The following is a 17,242-nucleotide window of genomic DNA, read 5'->3' on the forward strand; positions in this document are numbered from 1 at the left end:
GCGGCGATGGCGGACACGGGCCGATACGGCGGCCCAGGGCATTCAGTATTCGAAGAACACAGTTTCGCGCCCGCCCTGCATGCGCACGTCCCAGGTATAGCACCCCGGCGTGGTCCGCTGTGCGACCAGGGTGCCACGGCGCTCGTTCGGAACCAGCGACAGGATCGGATCGTTGGACAGATCGGCGTCGTCGGAAAAATAGATTCGCGTCGGAGCGGCCTTGAGTAGCCCACGCATGAACACCAGCGCGACCAGATGCGGCGCTTGCAAGCCGCCGCCCGGGCCGGCGACGCGACCGGGCTTGACGGTACTGAAACAGAAGCGGCCGTCGCCGTCGGTGGGCACGCGGCCCCATCCTTCGAATGCGGGATCGTGATCGTGGTGGCGCGGATCGTCCGGGTGAGCGTAGATGCCTTGCGCGTCGGCTTGCCACAGTTCGATCATCGCGTCGCTCACCGGCAGGCCATTGCCGTCGAACACGATGCCGGCGATCTCCACGCGCTCGCCGAGCGCCGAATCCGGCGCGACTTGCGTGCGATACAGCGCTTCGAGCCCGATCCGGTAATACGGGCCGACGGTTTGCGAAGGGGTCGTCTGCAGACTCATCGGTCACTCCCAAGGCGTCTGGCGGCGGCCGCGCAGGACGATATCGAAACGATACGCCAAGGCGTATTCGGACTGCGCGTTTTCCCAATCGAACGCGGACACCATGCGTTCGCGCGCGTTGGCGTCGGCGACGCAGTTGAAGATCGGATCGTGGGCCAGCAATGGATCGCCGGGGAAATACATCTGGGTGACCAGGCGTTGCGCGAAACCATCGCCATGCAGGGAAAAATGGATATGCGCCGGCCGCCAGGCGTTGTAGTGATTGCGCCACGGATACGCGCCGGGCTTGATCGTCTTGAACCGATAGCGGCCATGCTCGTCGGTCAGCACCTGGCCGTCGCCGCGGAAATTAGGATCCAGCGGCGCGTCGTGGCGATCGCCGTCGTGGCGGTAACGGCCGGCGGCGTTGCATTGCCAGACTTCGACCACGCGATTGCGCACCGGCCTGCCGTTCTCGTCGAGCACGCGGCCCGAGACGATGATGCGTTCGCCCAGCGGCTCGCCGGCGAAACCCGCGGTCAGATCGGCGCTGTTCGGGCCGGACACGGTGCGATCCAAAGCGGGTCCGGTGATTTCCGACAAGGTGACCGGAATGGCGATCGGATCGCGACTGGGCCCGCGCGCCACCGAGGAACGGTACGGCGGGTGCAGATATCCGGGTTGGGTGAACGGATGCGGCCTGCGGAAACCGCGCAAGTCGCCGATGGAATCGTTCATAGAGCGGAATCCGGGGTGATCCGGCGCCGATAGCGGGCGTCGGGAGGAAGTGAACGGAGCATCGGTCCTGTCGCCGTAGTGTGCATGGCCGCGGCCGCGATGAGGAGACCGGCAGGCGCCGGATCGGCGTCGGATCCGGTACGCCCGATCAAACGCGTTCGATCGCCACGGCGATGCCCTGGCCGACGCCGATGCACATGGTCGCCAGACCGATCTTTCCGCCGCTGCGTTCGAGTTGGCGCAACACGGTCAACGCCAGCCGCGCGCCGCTCATGCCCAGCGGATGGCCCAGGGCGATGGCGCCGCCGTTGGCGTTGACGTGCGCGGCGTCGTCGTCCAATCCGAGTTGGCGCAGGCAGGCCAGACTCTGCGCGGCGAAGGCTTCGTTGAGTTCGATCGCATCGAAATCATCGATCTTCAGATTCAGGCGCGCCATCAACTTTTGCACCGCCGGCACCGGGCCGATGCCCATATAGGCAGGCTCCACGCCCGTGGTCGCCATGCCCAGCACGCGCGCGCGCGGGGTCAGACCGTACTGGCGTATCGCGCTGTCGGAAGCGAGCAGCAAAGCCGCCGCGCCGTCGTTGAGTCCGGCCGCGTTGCCGGCAGTGACGGTGCCGGAGGGACGGAAAGCGGGCCGGAGTCTGGCCAGCGCCTCCAGGGACGTGTCGGCGCGCGGGTGTTCGTCGGAGACCACCTCGACGGTGTCGTCGCGCTTGCGTCCGGCTGCGGGCACGATCACTGGCGCGATCTCGCCGCGGTGGAAATCCGCTTCGCGCGCCGCCGCCACGCGTTGCTGGCTGCGCAGCGCGAACGCATCCTGATCCTCGCGCGAGATGGCGTAGCGCTCGGCCACGTTCTCCGCGGTTTCGCCCATCAGCTCGACGCCGTATTGCTGCTTGAACCGAGGATTGACGAAGCGCCAGCCCATGGTCGTGTCTTCGATCTGCTGGGTGCGCGCGAACGCCGCGTCGGCCTTGCCCATCACATAAGGCGAGCGCGACATCGACTCGACGCCGCCAGCGATGGCCAGGTCGAGTTCGCCCCCGCGCAGGCTGCGCGCCACCAGGCCGAGCGCGTCGAGCCCGGAACCGCACAATCGATTGATCGTCGCACCCGGCACCGACAGCGGTAGCCCCGCCAGCAGCAGGCTCATGCGCGCGACGTTGCGGTTGTCTTCGCCGGCCTGATTGGCGCAGCCGAAATAGACATCGTCCACCAGCGCCGGATCCAGGTCCGGATGCCGGGCGAGCAGCGCCAGCAGCGGCAGCGCGCCCAGATCGTCGGCGCGTACGCCGGCCAGCGCGCCGCCGTAACGGCCGATCGGCGTGCGGATGCCGTCGATGATGTAAGCCGCGCTCATGCGTCGGTTCCCGCGTGCGCGCTGCCGTGCGCGGCGTCGGTACGCGCCTGCAGCGCGCGCAGGGCGACGAGTTCAGCGGCGGCCGGCTCGGCGGTGGTTTTGAGCGTTGCGGCGAACCGCACCGGCCAGCCGGTGGCTTCGACGATACGTTCGCGGCTGACGCCGGGATGGATCGAGACCACGGTGAGTTCGCGCGTGACCGGATCGGGCTCCATCACGCACAGATCTGTGATGACCGCGGTCGGGCCTTTGCCGCGCAGCCCCGCGCGTTGTCGCGCGTCGCCTCCGTCGAGATGGCCGACGGAGGTGATGAAGTCGAGCGTCTCGACGAAGGTGCGCCGACTTTGGCGCACGATGATCAGCACTTCTTTCGCCGAACCGGCGATTTCCGGCGCGCCGCCCGCGCCGGGCAGGCGTGTGCGCGGCGCATCGTAGGCGCCGATCACGGTGGTATTGAGGTTGGCGTAGCGATCGATCTGGGCCGCGCCGAGAAAACCGATATCGATGCGCCCACCTTGCAGCCAATAGCGAAAAATTTCCGGGGTGGACACCACCGTATCGGCGGTTTCGGCCAATTCTCCGTCGCCGATCGACAGCGGCAACACGCTGGGCTTCGCGCCGATCGGGCCGGATTCGTAGATCAGCACCGCTTCCGGCGCGTGGGTCAGGCGGGCCAGATTCGCCGCGGTCGACGGCAGGCCGATACCGACGAAACAGGTCGCGCCGTCGGGCAGGCGCCGCGCCGCGGCCACGGTCATCATCTCATTGGTGCTGAATTCGCCGATGGGCCGGCCGATGTCGGACGCGCTCATGCGGCCTCCCGCTGCGATTGCGCGTGCAGGCGTTGGAATTCGGCGAAATCGGCGGTGTCGAGGATGTGCTTACGAATCCATTCCAGGAAACGGTCGCGATCGCGCGCGATCGTATCCCAGGCCAGATAAAACCGATTGTCGCGTTCGTAATAACCATGCGCGTAGGAGGGCGCGGCGCCGCCGGGCACATGGCACACCGCGTCGACCACCCACTTGGGCAGGATGCAGGCGTTGCTCGGCGCATCGAGCCGGTCGACGATTTCTTCGACGGTGACGATCAGTTTCTTTGCCGCCAACGCGGCTTCCTTCTGCACGCCCAGGATGCCCCACAACAGCACGTTGCCGCGGCGGTCGGCTTGTTGCGCGTGGATCACGGTGACGTCCGGGTTGACTGCGGGCGAAGCGGCTAGGCGTTCGCCTGTGTAAGGGCAGTCGATGAAGCGGATGTCTGGGTTGTGCTTGGGCAGGTCCGATCCGGTGTAGCCGCGCAACAGCGAAAACGGTAGGCCGCTGGCGCCGGCCACATAGGCGCTGGCCATGTCGGCATGGCTGTGCTCGCGAATCTCCAGCGGGTGCGGCCAGCCTTTTTCGACGGCGTCGCGCAGGCGATGCAACGAACCCACGCCGGGATTGCCACCCCACGAGAAACGCAACGCGCGCGCGCAACCGGCGCCGATCAGCTGGTCGTAGATCAGGTCCGGCGTCATCCGCACCAGGGCGAGGTCGCGTAAGCCCTGGCGGATGATTTCGTGTCCGGCAGCGTGCGGAATGAGATGGGTGAAGCCTTCCAGCGCGACGGTATCGCCATCGTGGATCAGGCTGAAGACGGCTTCGCGCAAGGAAACGATGTTGGCCACTCAAGGCTCCTGGAAACGTGCAACGAACCTGGTTACGGTAGAAAGCGCGCCGCTGCGGGTCAATGCGATAATCGATTTACGTGTGCGGTAATCGCACAAGCGGTTTCTTCGTCCGGAGCCATGCCCATTCCGCGGCAGGCCAGCGCGCGGGTTCGACCGCGCCGCTCAAAAGCGCAAGGTCAGGTAAGGGGCGAAGAAAAAGTAATCGCGGCCGCGCACGGCGCCGTCGCGCAGAAACGGACCGGCGTCGGCGTGGTGAACGAACAGATCCAGTGTCGCGTAGGTATTGATGCGGTATTTCACCGCCAGCACCTTGCGCACGCCGATGTCGCGCTCATCGTTGGCGGCGCCGGGCCGCACCACGCGCCAACCGGCGCCGTAGACGCCGTCGTGCACGCTCTGCCGTTGCAGCGCCAGCACGTACAGGTTCAACCACAGCTTGGGAGTGGGTTTCAAGACCAGGTCGGGCCCGAATGAGCGCACGTTGCTGGACAGAAAACTGCCGTCGAACACCGCCGAGCGCGAGTACAGGCCGTTGAAGGTGTTGAGCTCGCCGTCGCGCGGGTCGCGGTCGCCGGAAGAGGCCTCCAGGCGCACGCCCAGGCGCGGTTTCCACGCCGCTTGCTCGAAGGTGTAGCCGGCGAACAAAGTGCCCTGCCAGGCGCGGATGCGCTGCGCGCCGAAATCGCCGCGCTGTCCGATCAGTTCCAGGTCGTAGTCGAATCCCTTGTTCGCACCGCTCAGGCGAGCGGACAGCGTGCGGCGCTGGTCGTTCGCCGGGCCGCTGGCATCGAAGCGGCGATTGCGTTGTTCGGTATCCAGATAGAGCAACTCGAGTTTCGCCGCGGCCGGCGCCGAACGCAGCAAGGGCACTTCGACGTGCCCGCCCCACAGCCGGTGCAGGTCGTTGGTGCGATCGTCGAAGCCGCCGATGCGGGATTCGACCGGTCGTCCCCACAACAAACCGCCGCTGAAACCCGGGCGGTCGTAGAGCAGCCGCACCGCATCGAAGGACAGGCGCGAGTTGGGCGGCTCGCGCACGTCCAGTAAGCGTTGCCAGCCGTGGGCGATCTGCTGGCGGCCGGTGCGCAGCCTCCAGCGCGGTTGCGCTTCGCCGCTGGACAGCTCGATGAAGCCTTGCGACAACTCCAGGGTATTGCGGTCGGTGGCCTGCACCGTGGCGGCATCCAGGCCGGAAACGAAGCTGCTGGACAGCTCGCCGAACAGGCGCAGATGCGGGTTGACGCGATAGTCCGCCCACAAGCGCAGACGTTCTTGCCAATAGCCGTCCTGATCGTCGCGGGTGAAACGGCCGAAGCCCGGATTGCTGCGGTAATCGAACAAGGTGCGGCTCTCGCCGCCGATGCTGAGCGAGCCCTCGTTTCCGACCGACCGGTATTTCCACTGCTCCCAGGCGCTGCGTTGTCCGGGCTCGGTTTTCGCCAGATAGCGATAGTCCTCGTCGTAAGCCAGCAACTTGAACGACGGCGGCGTTTGTGCGCTGGCGACGCAAGGAAGCAGCGCCAGCGCGTAGGCGATCCATGGCTTGCGCGATGCGCCGTTGAAGGCGGGATGGGACATGGCGGTTTCCTCGTGAGGTATTGGGCGCGCGCGCCGGCGCGACGCGCTGCGCCGATATCGGGTGTCAGGGAGTTCGGTCGAAGCCGGGATCAGCGTCGGCGCGGATTCGCCGTCAATTGGAGCGGTGTAGCCACGCCACCGCGGCCGCCGCCAACAGCAGCGGCACGGCGCACAGGTAATACAGGTGCGAGGTCGACCAATCGAGATCGGTCAACCAGCCGACCGCGATGGGGGACAGAATCGCGCCGATCCGGCCGATGCCGATCGCCCAGCCCAGGCCGGTGGTGCGGGTGGAGGTTTCGAACACGATCGGCGCCAGCGCGTACAGGCCGGCCATGGATCCGAACACCGTGGCGCCCAGCACGAATGCGATGGGAAAGGCCAACGACAAGTTCTGGCTGGCGGCGCCGAACGCGAACAGCGCGAGCGAGGCGAGCAGCATGCACGCGATGGTCAAGGTACTGAGCGATCGCCGGGCGGCGAACCAACCGAACAAGCTGCCGCCGACGATGCCGCCCAGGTTGAGCAGCACGCCGCCGGTGATGCCTTGTTGCGCCGACAGGCCCGCGGACACCAGCAACTTGGGTGTCCAGCTCAGCACGAAGTAGAAGCTGAACATCAACAGAAAGAATGCGGCGGCGATCAGCAGCGAGGTGCGCAGCAGATGCGGCGCGAACAGCGCGCGATAGCCGCTTCGTTGCGCCGGATCCGCGACCGCCGCGGCCGGCAGTTCAGTCAATGCCGGCAAGCGCATGCGCTGCAGCAGGTCGTTCAATCGCGGCAACGCGTTGGACGGCCGCCGGCTGATCAGGAAGTCCATCGACTCGGGCAGCATGCGCAGGACCACGGGGATCGCGATCAGCGAGGCCAGCGCGCCGGTGGCGAAGACCGCCTGCCAGTTCCAATGCTCCAGCAAGGCCGACGCGATCAAACCGCCGATGGTCGCGCCGACCGGGTATCCGGTGGCCTGCAGCGCGACGGCGGTACTGCGCCATTTATCCGCGGCGTATTCGGCGGTGATCACGCCGACGCTGGCGAGCATGCCGCCGATCCCGACGCCGGTCAGCGCACGCAACAAAGCCAGCTCGCCGACATCGCGCGCGAACGCTGAAAGCCCCATGCCGAGCGTCAACACGATCAGGCACCACAGGATGATGGTGCGGCGTCCGTAGCGATCGGCCCATGGCGCCAGAAACAGCGAGCCGGCGGCCATGCCGAACAGTCCGGCGCTGAACAACCCGCCCAATTGCGTGCCCGACAACCGCCATTCCTGCGAGATGTGCGGGGCAGTGAACGCCATGACCATGACGTCGAAGCCGTCGAGCATGTTCAACGCGATGCACAGCCCGATCGCGATCCATTGGAACCGGCTCATGCGCTGCAAACTGACCGAAGGGCTCGCTGTGACTGTGCTCATGATGCTCCACCGTAGTCGTTGATTCGGTGCGAATCGGCCGAGCGCTCCCGTCCGTGCCCTGTGTGGGCGCCGGGTGTGGATGAGCGATGAGCGGTCGATCCCGTCCCGCGCTCGGCATCGGTTGAGGCCGCGCGCCATTCCGGCGAATCGTCTGGCGTTTCCACGAGGGCGAAGACGACAACCCGCGAAACGGACGAGCGCCTGGAACGCAGGCAACGCTAGGGGTATCGCACTGCAGCATTCAAGTGCGAATATCGAATGCGTGTGCGGTATTCGCACAAGCGGTTGGGCGGCGGATCGTTGCGGCTCCGCTAGGCGGGCATCGATGCGCGGCGGATTTGTTTCCGGCGCGACAGGATCGGCAAGAGCGAATCCCCTCATCCGCTTTCAAGAGGGGAACGGCGACGGCAAGGCCAACCTCTTTAAGCCGCGGTTACGTCGCGCAGTTCCCATCCGCCGCCGGCCAGCAAGCGCAGACGATGCTTGAGCACCGTGCCCGACAGTGCGGTGACCGCCACCAGGTCCATGCGCAGATCGCGCTGCTCGCCCTGCACGGTCGCATTCGGATCGGTCGCGCCCAGGCTCGGGTCGACTTCGTCCGGATCGGGTTGCTTCGCGCGCCAGCGTTCGAACAGCGCGTCGCCGCGCAACGCGGCTTGCAACTGCGCGGCGAAACCTTCCGCGCTGACCGCTGTGAACGACAGATCGGCGTCGTTGCCGCGCGCGCGTTGGCTGTCGGGAATGCTGAGATAGTAACGAGTGGCCATCGGTTGTCTCGGGAGAGAAGCAGCGGTCAGATTAATCACGGCCGCATACGCCGAGCGTGAATGCCGGGTTGCCGAATCGGGATTCTGTCGACCGCTGTCGCGGTTTCGGTGCGGTGGATGTGGGGCGCCTGGATCCGCTCACGCCGGCGCGCAAAGAAACAAGCCCCGCCAGCGTGCGGGGCTTGTGATTACGCGGCGCCGATCAGTCTTCCTCGCTGTCGTGCGCCGCATGCGGCCCATGCCCCTTCGGGCAATGACACACCGAGGTCGGCCCGAATTCCACGCCGAAGGTCTGGCCGTCGCGATGGCGCTGCCAGTAGAAGTTCGGCGCCTTCTCGGCCTTGTTGCCCAGCTCGGCCATGTCCGCGTCGACGTCGAACAAACGGCCGTCGACCATCACATAGCGCGTGTCGATGGTGGCGCGGATGTTTTCCAGCGGATTGGAATTGAGCACGACCAGATCGGCCTTCTTGCCCGGCTCCAGCGAGCCCAACTGCTTGGACAAGCCCAGGTAGTCGGCGCCGTCGATGGTCGCCGCGCGCAGCGCTTCGAAATGGCTCATGCCGCCTTGGGCCAGCATCCAGATTTCCCAGTTCGCCGACAGGCCCTGCAACTGGCCGTGGCCGCCGACCTGGATCTTGACCCCGGCATCGCGCAGCTTCTTGACCTGCTTGGACACCTGGACATGCCAGTAGTCCCAATCCGGCGCGGTTTCGCGGCGGATCGAACGCGCATCCAGGGTCTCGCGCGGGAAGAAGCGGTTGAGCTTCTTGTCTTCCCAGACGTTGTCGCGCGCGTACCACCAGTACTCGCCCGACAAGCCGCCATAGCTCACCACCAGGGTCGGGGTGTTGCGCACGTCGGTCTGTCGCCACAGTTCGGTCACGTCCTTGTACAGCGGCGCGACCGGGATGTTGTGCTCGATGCCGGTAGCGCCGTCGAGGATCATCGGCAGGTTGTGGTTGAAGGTCGATCCGCCTTCCTCGACCACCAGCATGTTCAATTCGCGCGCGGCCTGGTTGATCTGCTGATGCTGCTCGCGGCGCGGCTGGTTGTAGCTCTTGACCGAGAACGCGCCGTTGGCCTTCATTCGGCGCAGATGGCTGAGCGCGTCGTCGATGGAGTTGATCACCGCCTTGAAGTCGCCGTCGGCACCGTACAGGATCGTGCCGGTGGAGAACACGCGCGGGCCGACCATCTTGCCGGCCTTGACCAACTCGGCTTCGGAGAACACGAACTCGGTGGTCGCCGAGGGGTCGTGCATGGTAGTGATGCCGAAGGCGAGGTTGGTGTAGTACGCCCAGTTCTGTTGCGGCACCACGCCCTGGCCGAAGTGCGCGGCGTGCGCGTGCACGTCGATGTAGCCGGGCAGGATGGTCTTGCCGCTGGCGTCGATGCTGCGCGCGCCGGCCGGGATATCGACCGAGCCGCTCGGGCCGACCGCGACGATTTCGTCGCCGCGCACCACCACGGTGCCGTCCTCGATCACTTCCTGCTTGCTCTGCGCATCGCGCATCGTCACCACCCGCGCATGGGTGAAGGCGACGGTGTCCTTGGGCGCGTACACCGGGATATGCAGGCCGACCCGGATGCCGGGCTCGTCGGCCGAAGGCTTGGCCAAGGTGGCCGGCGCGCCGGGCAGGAACGAGAATGCCTGGTTCAGCGGTCGCGAGTAGTAGCGATTACCGACCATCCAATGCAGCGACTTGGAATCGGCCGACCAATGCAGATAGCTGCCGACATCGGCGCTGACCTGAGCCACTGGCAGCGCCTTGCTGTCCTTGCTCAATTCCACCGACGCGCTGGCGGTCATCAGCGGCGCGACATAAGCGTTGAACAGTTCGGTGAACGCCACCCACTTGCCGTCGGGGCTGAGGCTGACCGAGTCGACGTACTTGAGGTTGAACGCCTCGCGCTCGTCCTCGCCGTTGAGCCCGACCGACATCAGTTTCTTCTTCAGGCCGCTGCCGGTGAGGTAGTACACGCGGCTGCCGTCGGCGCTGAACTGCGGGGTCTCGCCGCTGGTGGCCACGCGCACCGGGCGGCTGCCGTCGGCGTTCATCACGTAGATGCCGCGATCGACCGACCACAGGCTGCCGGTGAGGCCGCCGCCGCCGGTCTTGGCGTAGACGATGCGGCGGCCGTCGGGCGAGAAGCGCGGGCCGTAGTAGAAACCCTTGTCCTGGGTCAGGCGCTTGCCGCCGCCACCGCCGGCGCTGGTCACGTAGATCGCGCTGAGCGCCTGGTCCGACCAGGTCGTATAGAGCAGCTTGCCGCCGTCGGCGCTGAAGCTGGGCTGGTATTCGTAAAGGTTGTCGTTGCCGGTCAGCCGTTCGGGCTGGCCGTCGGGCAGACGCTTGCGCCACAGCTGACCGACCGCGTGGAAGATCAGGGTCTTGCCGTCGGCGCTGGTGGCGACATCGCGGATCATCTTCGGATCGAAGCGGCCCGCGTCCAGGGTTTGTTCGAAGCGCAACGGCTCGGCGACGGTTTGCTCGACGTGGGCGGTAAACGGAATCGCCGCATGCTTGCCGTCGGCGATCGCCACGCGCCACAGCTTGCCCTGCGCCCAGATCACCACCGATTTGGAATCGGGCGTCCAATCGAAATTGGCGTAGGGGCCGAAGATCGCCCAGGCTTCCTGCATGTCGTGCGAGAGCCCGTCCCACACCGGCCGTGCTTCGCCGCTGGCCAGATCGAGCACGTGCAGCACCGATTTGTCGCGGATGCGTTTGACGAAGGCCAGCGACTTGCCGTCGGGCGAAGGCTGCGGACGCACCGCGCCGCCAGCGGTATCGACCACCGTCGTGCTCTTGCCGCTGGCGCGCTCCAGGCGTTTGATCGAGTAGATGGTGTCGTGCGGGTTCTTGTTGTATTGGAAGGTGGGGCCGCTGCTGACGTCTTCGGAGTAGTAGACGTAACGCCCGTCCGGCGACACCGCCGGTTCGCCCAGGTCCTGCTGGTCGTTCTTCTGCTTGGTCAGCTGCAGACCGCCGCCGCCGCCGGCGGCGTGGTAGATCCACAACTCGCCGGCGCCGAGCGAGCGTTCGCCGGTGAAGTGCTTGCGGCCGATCAGGTATTGGCCGTCGGGCGTCCAGGCCGGGTTGTTGAGCAGGCGGAAGTCTTCCTTGGTCACCGCGGTGGCGCCGCTGCCGTCGGCCTTCATGCGCCACAGGTTGTTGCCGCCGCCGCGGTCGGAGGTGAAGGCGATCTCGCGGCCGTCGGGCGAGAAGCGCGGTTGCACGTCCCAGGCCGGGCCGCTGGTGATACGCCGGGCCTGACCGCCGCCAATCGGCAGCAGGTAGATGTCGCCGAGCAGGGAGAAGGCGATCTCGCGGCCGCCGGGGGCCACGTCCAGGTCCATCCAGGTGCCTTCGTCGGTGTCGAAGGCGATGGTCTTGGTCGGGCCGTGCGCGGCGGAGACGTCCCACTTCTTCTCGTCCTTGTCGCCGGGCTTGGCCGCGCCCTTGGCGGTCTGGGCCGAGGCGCGCGCCGGATCGGTGCCGGCGGGCTTGAGAGCGTCCTGCTCGAGTTGCGCGGCCGGTTTGTCGCCGTCTTTCTTCTCCTGCGGCGCGGGTTGCGGCGGAGTCTGGGCGAGGGCCGGGGCGGCGAGCGCGCTGGCGAGCGCGAGAACGAGCAGGCGGTGACGGGTCATCGGGCGGGTTACCTGGACGGACAAAGTCCGCAGGCTAACCCGCGAAGGCCCGCGCGGGCCTGGGCTGGAAGTCCTGGCTCTGCAAAAGAGCCTCGTCGCCCTCGATGCAGACTGTAGGAGCGGCGCAAGCCGCGACTGCGACATCACACCTACGACGCAAGCGCGGTATCGCAGTCGCGGCTTGCGCCGCTCCTACAGTCGCACGCCGGGATCGCGCCGGCTCAGGCTTCCCAATCGGCCTTCTCGGCCGCCAAGCCCAACACAAGCGCACCCTTGCCGACGTTGACCATGCCGGTCAGACTCATCACGCTTTCGTAGAGTTCCACGTTGTGCTCGCGGCAGGCCAGGCGCAGGGTCTCGTGGCCGGGCAGGGCGCGCAGTTCGCTGAGTTCGCCGCCGTAGCTCAGGCACACCGTCGGCGTCATCAGCTCATTGCGGCTCACCCGGCGCGCGGCGAATTCGAGCAGTTTCTGCGCGGCGTTCTCGTAGCCCTTGATCTTGGCCACCGGCCCGGTTTCGCCGCGGTTGCAGTGCAGGACCGGCTTGATGTCCAGCGCCGTGCCCAAGGTCGCACTGAGAAAACTCACGCTGCGGTCGCCGCGCACGCGGGTGCGCGCACGCAGGTAGTTGAGGTCGCGCGGAATCAGATAGCCGTGGGTGTGCAGCGCCAGATGTTCCAGGCGCGCGCGGATCTTCGGCGGGCCCTCGCCGGCATCGCGCAGGCGTACGGCTTCGACCGCGGTGATGCCTTGCGCGGCGAACAGGTTCAAGGTGTCGATCACCCGCAACGAGAACGGCGTGTTGATGCCGGCCGCGCTGCGCACCGGGCGGTAGTCGTTGAGGATCGCGAAACTGGCCTGATTGGCGTTTTCGAAGACCGGGCTGCGGGTCTTGGTGATCGTCATGCAGAACACGTAGTCGTAATCGATCGCCAATTGGCTGACGAACAGATCGCGCACCTGCTGCACGGTGAACGGCGTGGTCTCGGCCTCGAACCCGCGCTCGGCCAAGTGCGCATGCAGGAACTGCAGCGTGGCTTCTTCGTTGCGATGGTCGGCGAGCACGGCCTGGCCGATGCGCACGGTGATCGGCAGCAGATGAATATTGTGCTGCTGGAGGTAGTCGAGCGGCAGATCGCAAGCGGAGTCGACGACGATTCCAATGCGCATGGGTCCCCCCCGGGTCTTGGCGCGTGGCTATCGAATGTGTCCGCAGCATACCGTTTCGCGACGGAAGTCACGCAAGGACGCGGCTGCATCCTGTCGGGCTCGTTCAGGCCCGGCGTTGCACTCCTACCGGCAGCTGCTTCAGGCGTTGCATTTCCGAATCTTCAAGCCGTTCCGGGTGTTGCAGTGCGTCAAGGGCGAAATCGTGTGCGTCGTTGCCCCAGAACAACTCACTACCAATGCTCAGCGTAGGCACGCCGAATACACCGGCCAACAAGGCCGATTCGGTGTTCGCCCGCAGCGCCGATTTGGTCGCCTCACTGCCGACGGCCTCGCCGTCGACCTGCAACTGTGCGATCAGCGGGCTGAGCGCCTCGACACTGTCGCCTGCCTGTCCACGTCGCCAGATCCAGTCGAAGATCGCCTCCACCGCCTCGGGCGTGTTGCCGGCGGCCACGCACAGCCGCAGCGCGGCCAGCGGATTGAACGGATGCGCCGGCGGGAACCGCAGTTCGACCCCGTCGCGTCGCGCCTGCCACAGCACGTGGCGGTAGGTGAATTCGCGCTTGCCGGGAATTTCCGCCGGACCCTTCTGGCCGTGCGCGGCGAGGATCGCGCCGAACGCCACCGGCACCAGCTGGATCGAATGCTCGCCCAGCATCGGTCGCAATTTTTGCCATTGCAGATACGAGAACGGCGAGATGAAGTCGAAATACCAACGCAACGCGGTCTGCTCGGAAACCATGGCCGGACTCCTTACTTCCAGGCGCCGATGATCACCCCGTAAAGGATGAACTGAAGGATGTGGTAGCCGCTGTCGATCATCCACAGTTTGAGGCTGCGCTGGGCGAAGGCGTAGTTGATGCCGAAGCTCATCGACACGAAGAACACGCCGACCACGAAGCCGATGCCGAAGCCGTCGACCGCGGTTGCGAGGGGCGGCATCAGGATCGAAAAGATGGTGGCGGCGAGGAACGCGCAGACGATGGCCACTGCGAACACCCGTCCCGGATGGCCGGGCTTGGCGTTGGGATCCATGCCGGCCTCGCGGCACCAGGCGTTCTTGAACAAGGGGCCGTACCACAGGCCGCCGAGCACGAAGGCCGAAGCGGTGGCGGCGATGATCGCGAGCCAGTTGAGGTGGGCGATGGGCAGGTTCATGGCGGTGCTCCGGCAGCGGCCACGCCGGGAGCGTGCGTGGCGATGGCGGCAAGCATACGCCGAGGGCTGCGTGATTCGCCTTGGCTATTGCCGTTCCCGCTTTTTTGCTGTTCCCCCCTTTGAAAAAGGGGGGAAGGGGGGATTCGCTTTTCGCTTCTAGAGCGAAAACGCCAAGTCAAAAGCAAATCCCCCTAACCCCTTTTTTTCAAAGGGGGGAATCGGTAGGAGGGATTCGAAGGAACTGGCGGGCGATTTCGCTGCGTTTTGAGCCGCCGCCTCAACGCACTTCGGGCGTCGGATAGGCCCGCGGCAACCCGTTCTCCGGCCGCAGATAGCGATCGCGCAGTTCGGTCTGGCGGCTGCGCATCGGTATCGCGCGGCCGTCCATCCACACCTGCAAGGCCACGCTGCTGACGTCGAGCGGATCGCCGCTCCACAGCACCAGGTCGGCGCGGCGGCCCGGCGCGATCGAGCCGACTTCGCCGGCCACGCCGAAGGTTTCCGCCGGCACCCGGGTCAGTCCGGCCAGACCGTCGGCCCAGGGCAGGCCCGCGGCGACCGCGTTGCCGGCCAACTGGCGCACCTTGCGCGCGTTGTGGGACACGCCGCCTTCGCTGAAACCGACCGGCACGCCGGCCGCGCGCAGCCGTGCGGCGTTTTCCATGCTCGCGCCGATCTGATCGAAATCGCTGGGCAGGTTGGACAGCGGATTGACGAACACCGGCACCTTCGCCGCCGCCAGCTGCGGCGCCAGGCGCCAGGCCTCGCCGCCGCCGGCGATGGCGATGCGCAATTGGTGCCTGGACGACCAGCGCAGCAACTGACGGATGTCGGCGGCGCGATCGACGCCGAACACGATCCGCCCGCCGCCGCCGAAATATTTCTGCAGCGTCGCGCGGCCGGCCGGGGTCAGCAGCGCGGCGTGGTTGTCCGGGCCGATCCGGCCGCGGACTTCGTCGATCAGCTGATCCAGGATCATCCACTGAGCCGCGCGCGAGCTGCCGCTCAGGCCCAGGCTGTCCTTGCCCAGGCGCACGAACAGCACGCGTGGGCCGATCGGGTCCGGACCGCCGTCCAGGCGCTCGATGCCGCCTTGTCCGGCGACGATCGAACCGCCGGTCGCAGTGCCCGCGCCGAGCAGGGTCCAGCCGATGCCTTCGATGCGGGTGACCGGGATCACCACCGAATCCGGGTTGTAGGCCAAGGTCACGTCGAACTCGGGCCGCACCGTCATTTCCTTGGTGTCGGCGCCGAGCGCGACGGTCTGGTCGACGGTGGTCTTCTCGCCGGAGACTTCTTCCAGGCCGATTTCGGTGATGCCGGCGAACAGCGTCGGCGTCACCGGCTTGCCTTGCGCGTCGATCACCTGCGCGCCGGCCGGCGCGACCAGGCCCTTGCCGACCGCGCGCACCGCGCCGCCGGAGACCAGCACGTCGGCGTTCTCGAGCGAACCCTGCGCGCTGGCGGTGTGGACGGTGGCGTTGCGAATCAGCAGGTTCTGCGCGGACGCGGCGAAACTGACGCAGGCGAGCAGCGCGGAGAACAGCGGCGCGCGCGACAACACGGACACGCGGCTCATCGCACACCTCCTTGCGTGACCGTCTGCGCGGCCGGTTGCCCGAGCATGAAGTCCGACTTGGGCTGGCGCGACGGATCGGCGCGGTCGTAGATGCGCGCACCGTCGATGTAGACCTGCTCGGCCTTGGCGTAAACGCTGAACGGATTGCCGTTCCACACCACCACGTCGGCCATCTTGCCCGGCTCCAAGGTGCCGGTGCGTTCGGCGATGCCCAGCGATTTGGCCGGGTTCTGGGTCAGCCAGCGGATCGCGCGCTCGGGCGCGATGTCGATGCCGGCCAGGCGCGCGTGGGCGATCACCTTGGCCGCTTCCTGATTGAGCCGCTGGATGCCTTCCTCCGAATCGGAGTGGACGATCGCGCAGCTGTTGGCCGGACGGTCGACCAGGGCGATGTTTTCCTGGATGCCGTCGAAGGCTTCCATCTTGAAGCCCCACCAGTCGGCCCACAGCGCGCCGCAGACGTTTTCCTGCGCCAGGCGGTCGGCGATCTTGTAGGCCTCCACGCCGTGGTGGAAGGCGGCGACCTTGAAGCCGAACTCCTTGGCCAGATCGAGCATGGTGGTCATCTCGTCGGCGCGGTAGCAGTGGATGTGCACGCGGATGTCGCCCTTGATCGCCCCGGCCAGGGTGTCGAGCTTGAGATCGCGCTTGCCGCCGGTGTCCTTCTCGCTGTCGGCGGTGTTGGGCGCGGCGGTGGAGCTTTGCCACCAGCGCTTCTTCTTCGGCTCACTGTTCTTGGGCGAGGTCTTGCGCAGGTACTCGCTGGCGTCGATGAAGGCCGCGCGATAACCGGCGACGTTGCCCATGCGCGTGCCCGGCGAGACGTTGCGGCTGCCGTAGACGCGCTTGGGGTTCTCGCCGCAGGCCATCTTCAGGCCCCACGGCGCGCCGGGGAATTTCATCGCCTGGTAGGACGTCGCCGGCACGTTCTTGAGGGTGACGCCGCGGCCGCCGATCAGATTGCCCGAGCCGGGCAGGATCTGCAGCGAGGTGATGCCGCCGGCCAGCGCGGTCTCGAAACCCGGGTCCTGCGGCCAGATCGAATGCTCGGCCCAGACGTTGGGGGTGACCGGGCTGGTCATTTCATTGCCGTCGGCGTGAGCGCTCACGCCCGGGCTGGGATACACGCCCAGGTGGGAGTGGACGTCGATGATGCCCGGGGTGACCCATTTGCCGGTGGCATCGACGCGGGCGGCATCGGCGGGCGCGTCCAGCGCGCTGCCGACCGCGACGATCTTGCCGTCCCGCAGCAGCACGTCGGCGTTGTCCAGGCGCTGGCCGGTGCCGGTGAGCACGGTGGCGTGCTGCAGCAGCACCGGGCCGGCGCTCAATGCGCGGTAGGTGCTGGGATAAGGGTCCTGGGTGTAGCGCGAACTGGGCGCGGGCGAGCCGGACGCCGGCGCCGCGGCGGTTGCGGCCTGCACGGCGCCGGCGAGCAGCGCCAGGCCGCAGCCGGCCAAAAGCGGTCGAAGCATGATTTCCCCCGGGGAAAGCGGACAAAGGTGTCGAGCGGCGGGTAACCGGGGAACCCTAGCGGCCGGTTCATGCGCTGCCAACCCTG

The 17,242-nt window shown here is 66.8% G+C and carries 14 protein-coding genes; all 14 read right to left on the reverse strand.

The window, feature by feature from the left end; genetic code table 11:
* Positions 1 to 42 precede the first annotated feature (42 nt).
* Positions 43 to 606, reverse strand: a complete 564-nt coding sequence (pcaG, locus tag ACTOWJ_RS22010) for a protocatechuate 3,4-dioxygenase subunit alpha (RefSeq protein ID WP_441336753.1) — start codon at positions 604 to 606, stop codon at positions 43 to 45.
* 3 nt (positions 607 to 609) lie between these two features.
* The gene (gene pcaH, locus ACTOWJ_RS22015) at positions 610 to 1,323 is read right to left on the reverse strand and encodes a protocatechuate 3,4-dioxygenase subunit beta (protein ID WP_441336754.1); all 714 of its coding nucleotides are present in this window, start codon (positions 1,321 to 1,323) and stop codon (positions 610 to 612) included.
* A 148-nt stretch (positions 1,324 to 1,471) separates the two neighbouring features.
* Positions 1,472 to 2,686: a 3-oxoadipyl-CoA thiolase gene (pcaF, locus tag ACTOWJ_RS22020; protein WP_441336755.1), complete on the reverse strand. Its 1,215-nt coding sequence runs from the start codon at positions 2,684 to 2,686 to the stop codon at positions 1,472 to 1,474.
* A complete protein-coding gene (locus ACTOWJ_RS22025; RefSeq protein ID WP_441336851.1) occupies positions 2,683 to 3,471 on the reverse strand; it encodes a CoA-transferase subunit beta in 789 nt (262 codons plus the stop codon). The genes pcaF and ACTOWJ_RS22025 overlap by 4 nt, the downstream gene beginning before the upstream one ends.
* Before the next feature lie 23 nt (positions 3,472 to 3,494).
* Entirely contained in the window at positions 3,495 to 4,355 is an 861-nt protein-coding gene (locus ACTOWJ_RS22030) for a CoA transferase subunit A (protein WP_441336756.1), read from the reverse strand.
* Positions 4,356 to 4,520: 165 nt separating this feature from the next.
* Positions 4,521 to 5,936: an alginate export family protein gene (locus ACTOWJ_RS22035; protein ID WP_441336757.1), complete on the reverse strand. Its 1,416-nt coding sequence runs from the start codon at positions 5,934 to 5,936 to the stop codon at positions 4,521 to 4,523.
* 112 nt (positions 5,937 to 6,048) lie between these two features.
* Complete coding sequence (locus ACTOWJ_RS22040; protein ID WP_441336758.1) at positions 6,049 to 7,353, reverse strand: MFS transporter; 1,305 nt, start codon at positions 7,351 to 7,353, stop codon at positions 6,049 to 6,051.
* 422 nt (positions 7,354 to 7,775) lie between these two features.
* A complete protein-coding gene (locus ACTOWJ_RS22045; RefSeq protein ID WP_441336759.1) occupies positions 7,776 to 8,120 on the reverse strand; it encodes a hypothetical protein in 345 nt (114 codons plus the stop codon).
* A 202-nt stretch (positions 8,121 to 8,322) separates the two neighbouring features.
* On the reverse strand, positions 8,323 to 11,775 hold the full coding sequence (locus ACTOWJ_RS22050; RefSeq protein ID WP_441336760.1) for an amidohydrolase family protein: 3,453 nt from the start codon (positions 11,773 to 11,775) through the stop codon (positions 8,323 to 8,325).
* Between the two features lie 221 nt (positions 11,776 to 11,996).
* The gene (locus ACTOWJ_RS22055; protein WP_441336761.1) at positions 11,997 to 12,944 is read right to left on the reverse strand and encodes a DegV family protein; all 948 of its coding nucleotides are present in this window, start codon (positions 12,942 to 12,944) and stop codon (positions 11,997 to 11,999) included.
* A 103-nt stretch (positions 12,945 to 13,047) separates the two neighbouring features.
* Positions 13,048 to 13,686: a 2-hydroxychromene-2-carboxylate isomerase gene (locus ACTOWJ_RS22060; RefSeq protein WP_441336762.1), complete on the reverse strand. Its 639-nt coding sequence runs from the start codon at positions 13,684 to 13,686 to the stop codon at positions 13,048 to 13,050.
* Between the two features lie 11 nt (positions 13,687 to 13,697).
* Complete coding sequence (locus ACTOWJ_RS22065; protein ID WP_441336763.1) at positions 13,698 to 14,102, reverse strand: DUF1761 domain-containing protein; 405 nt, start codon at positions 14,100 to 14,102, stop codon at positions 13,698 to 13,700.
* Between the two features lie 277 nt (positions 14,103 to 14,379).
* Positions 14,380 to 15,681 carry an amidohydrolase family protein gene (locus tag ACTOWJ_RS22070; protein ID WP_441336764.1) on the reverse strand — a complete coding sequence of 434 codons (1,302 nt, stop codon included), beginning with the start codon at positions 15,679 to 15,681 and terminating at the stop codon, positions 14,380 to 14,382.
* Positions 15,678 to 17,156, reverse strand: a complete 1,479-nt coding sequence (locus ACTOWJ_RS22075) for an amidohydrolase (RefSeq protein WP_441336765.1) — start codon at positions 17,154 to 17,156, stop codon at positions 15,678 to 15,680. The genes ACTOWJ_RS22070 and ACTOWJ_RS22075 overlap by 4 nt, the downstream gene beginning before the upstream one ends.
* Between the last annotated feature and the right edge of the window lie 86 nt (positions 17,157 to 17,242).

The sequence above is a fragment of the Lysobacter sp. CA199 genome (assembly GCF_052078715.1).
Lineage (GTDB): Bacteria > Pseudomonadota > Gammaproteobacteria > Xanthomonadales > Xanthomonadaceae > Lysobacter.

What these genes read in the sequence shown, in the direction of transcription:
- pcaG (WP_441336753.1), bottom strand. Translation starts at nt 606, where the DNA reads ATGAGTCTGCAGACGACCCCTTCGCAAACCGTCGGCCCGTATTACCGG.
- ACTOWJ_RS22075 (WP_441336765.1), bottom strand. Translation starts at nt 17,156, where the DNA reads ATGCTTCGACCGCTTTTGGCCGGCTGCGGCCTGGCGCTGCTCGCCGGC.
- ACTOWJ_RS22055 (WP_441336761.1), bottom strand. Translation starts at nt 12,944, where the DNA reads ATGCGCATTGGAATCGTCGTCGACTCCGCTTGCGATCTGCCGCTCGAC.
- ACTOWJ_RS22065 (WP_441336763.1), bottom strand. Translation starts at nt 14,102, where the DNA reads ATGAACCTGCCCATCGCCCACCTCAACTGGCTCGCGATCATCGCCGCC.
- ACTOWJ_RS22035 (WP_441336757.1), bottom strand. Translation starts at nt 5,936, where the DNA reads ATGTCCCATCCCGCCTTCAACGGCGCATCGCGCAAGCCATGGATCGCC.
- pcaH (WP_441336754.1), bottom strand. Translation starts at nt 1,323, where the DNA reads ATGAACGATTCCATCGGCGACTTGCGCGGTTTCCGCAGGCCGCATCCG.
- ACTOWJ_RS22045 (WP_441336759.1), bottom strand. Translation starts at nt 8,120, where the DNA reads ATGGCCACTCGTTACTATCTCAGCATTCCCGACAGCCAACGCGCGCGC.
- ACTOWJ_RS22060 (WP_441336762.1), bottom strand. Translation starts at nt 13,686, where the DNA reads ATGGTTTCCGAGCAGACCGCGTTGCGTTGGTATTTCGACTTCATCTCG.
- ACTOWJ_RS22040 (WP_441336758.1), bottom strand. Translation starts at nt 7,353, where the DNA reads ATGAGCACAGTCACAGCGAGCCCTTCGGTCAGTTTGCAGCGCATGAGC.
- ACTOWJ_RS22050 (WP_441336760.1), bottom strand. Translation starts at nt 11,775, where the DNA reads ATGACCCGTCACCGCCTGCTCGTTCTCGCGCTCGCCAGCGCGCTCGCC.
- pcaF (WP_441336755.1), bottom strand. Translation starts at nt 2,686, where the DNA reads ATGAGCGCGGCTTACATCATCGACGGCATCCGCACGCCGATCGGCCGT.
- ACTOWJ_RS22070 (WP_441336764.1), bottom strand. Translation starts at nt 15,681, where the DNA reads ATGAGCCGCGTGTCCGTGTTGTCGCGCGCGCCGCTGTTCTCCGCGCTG.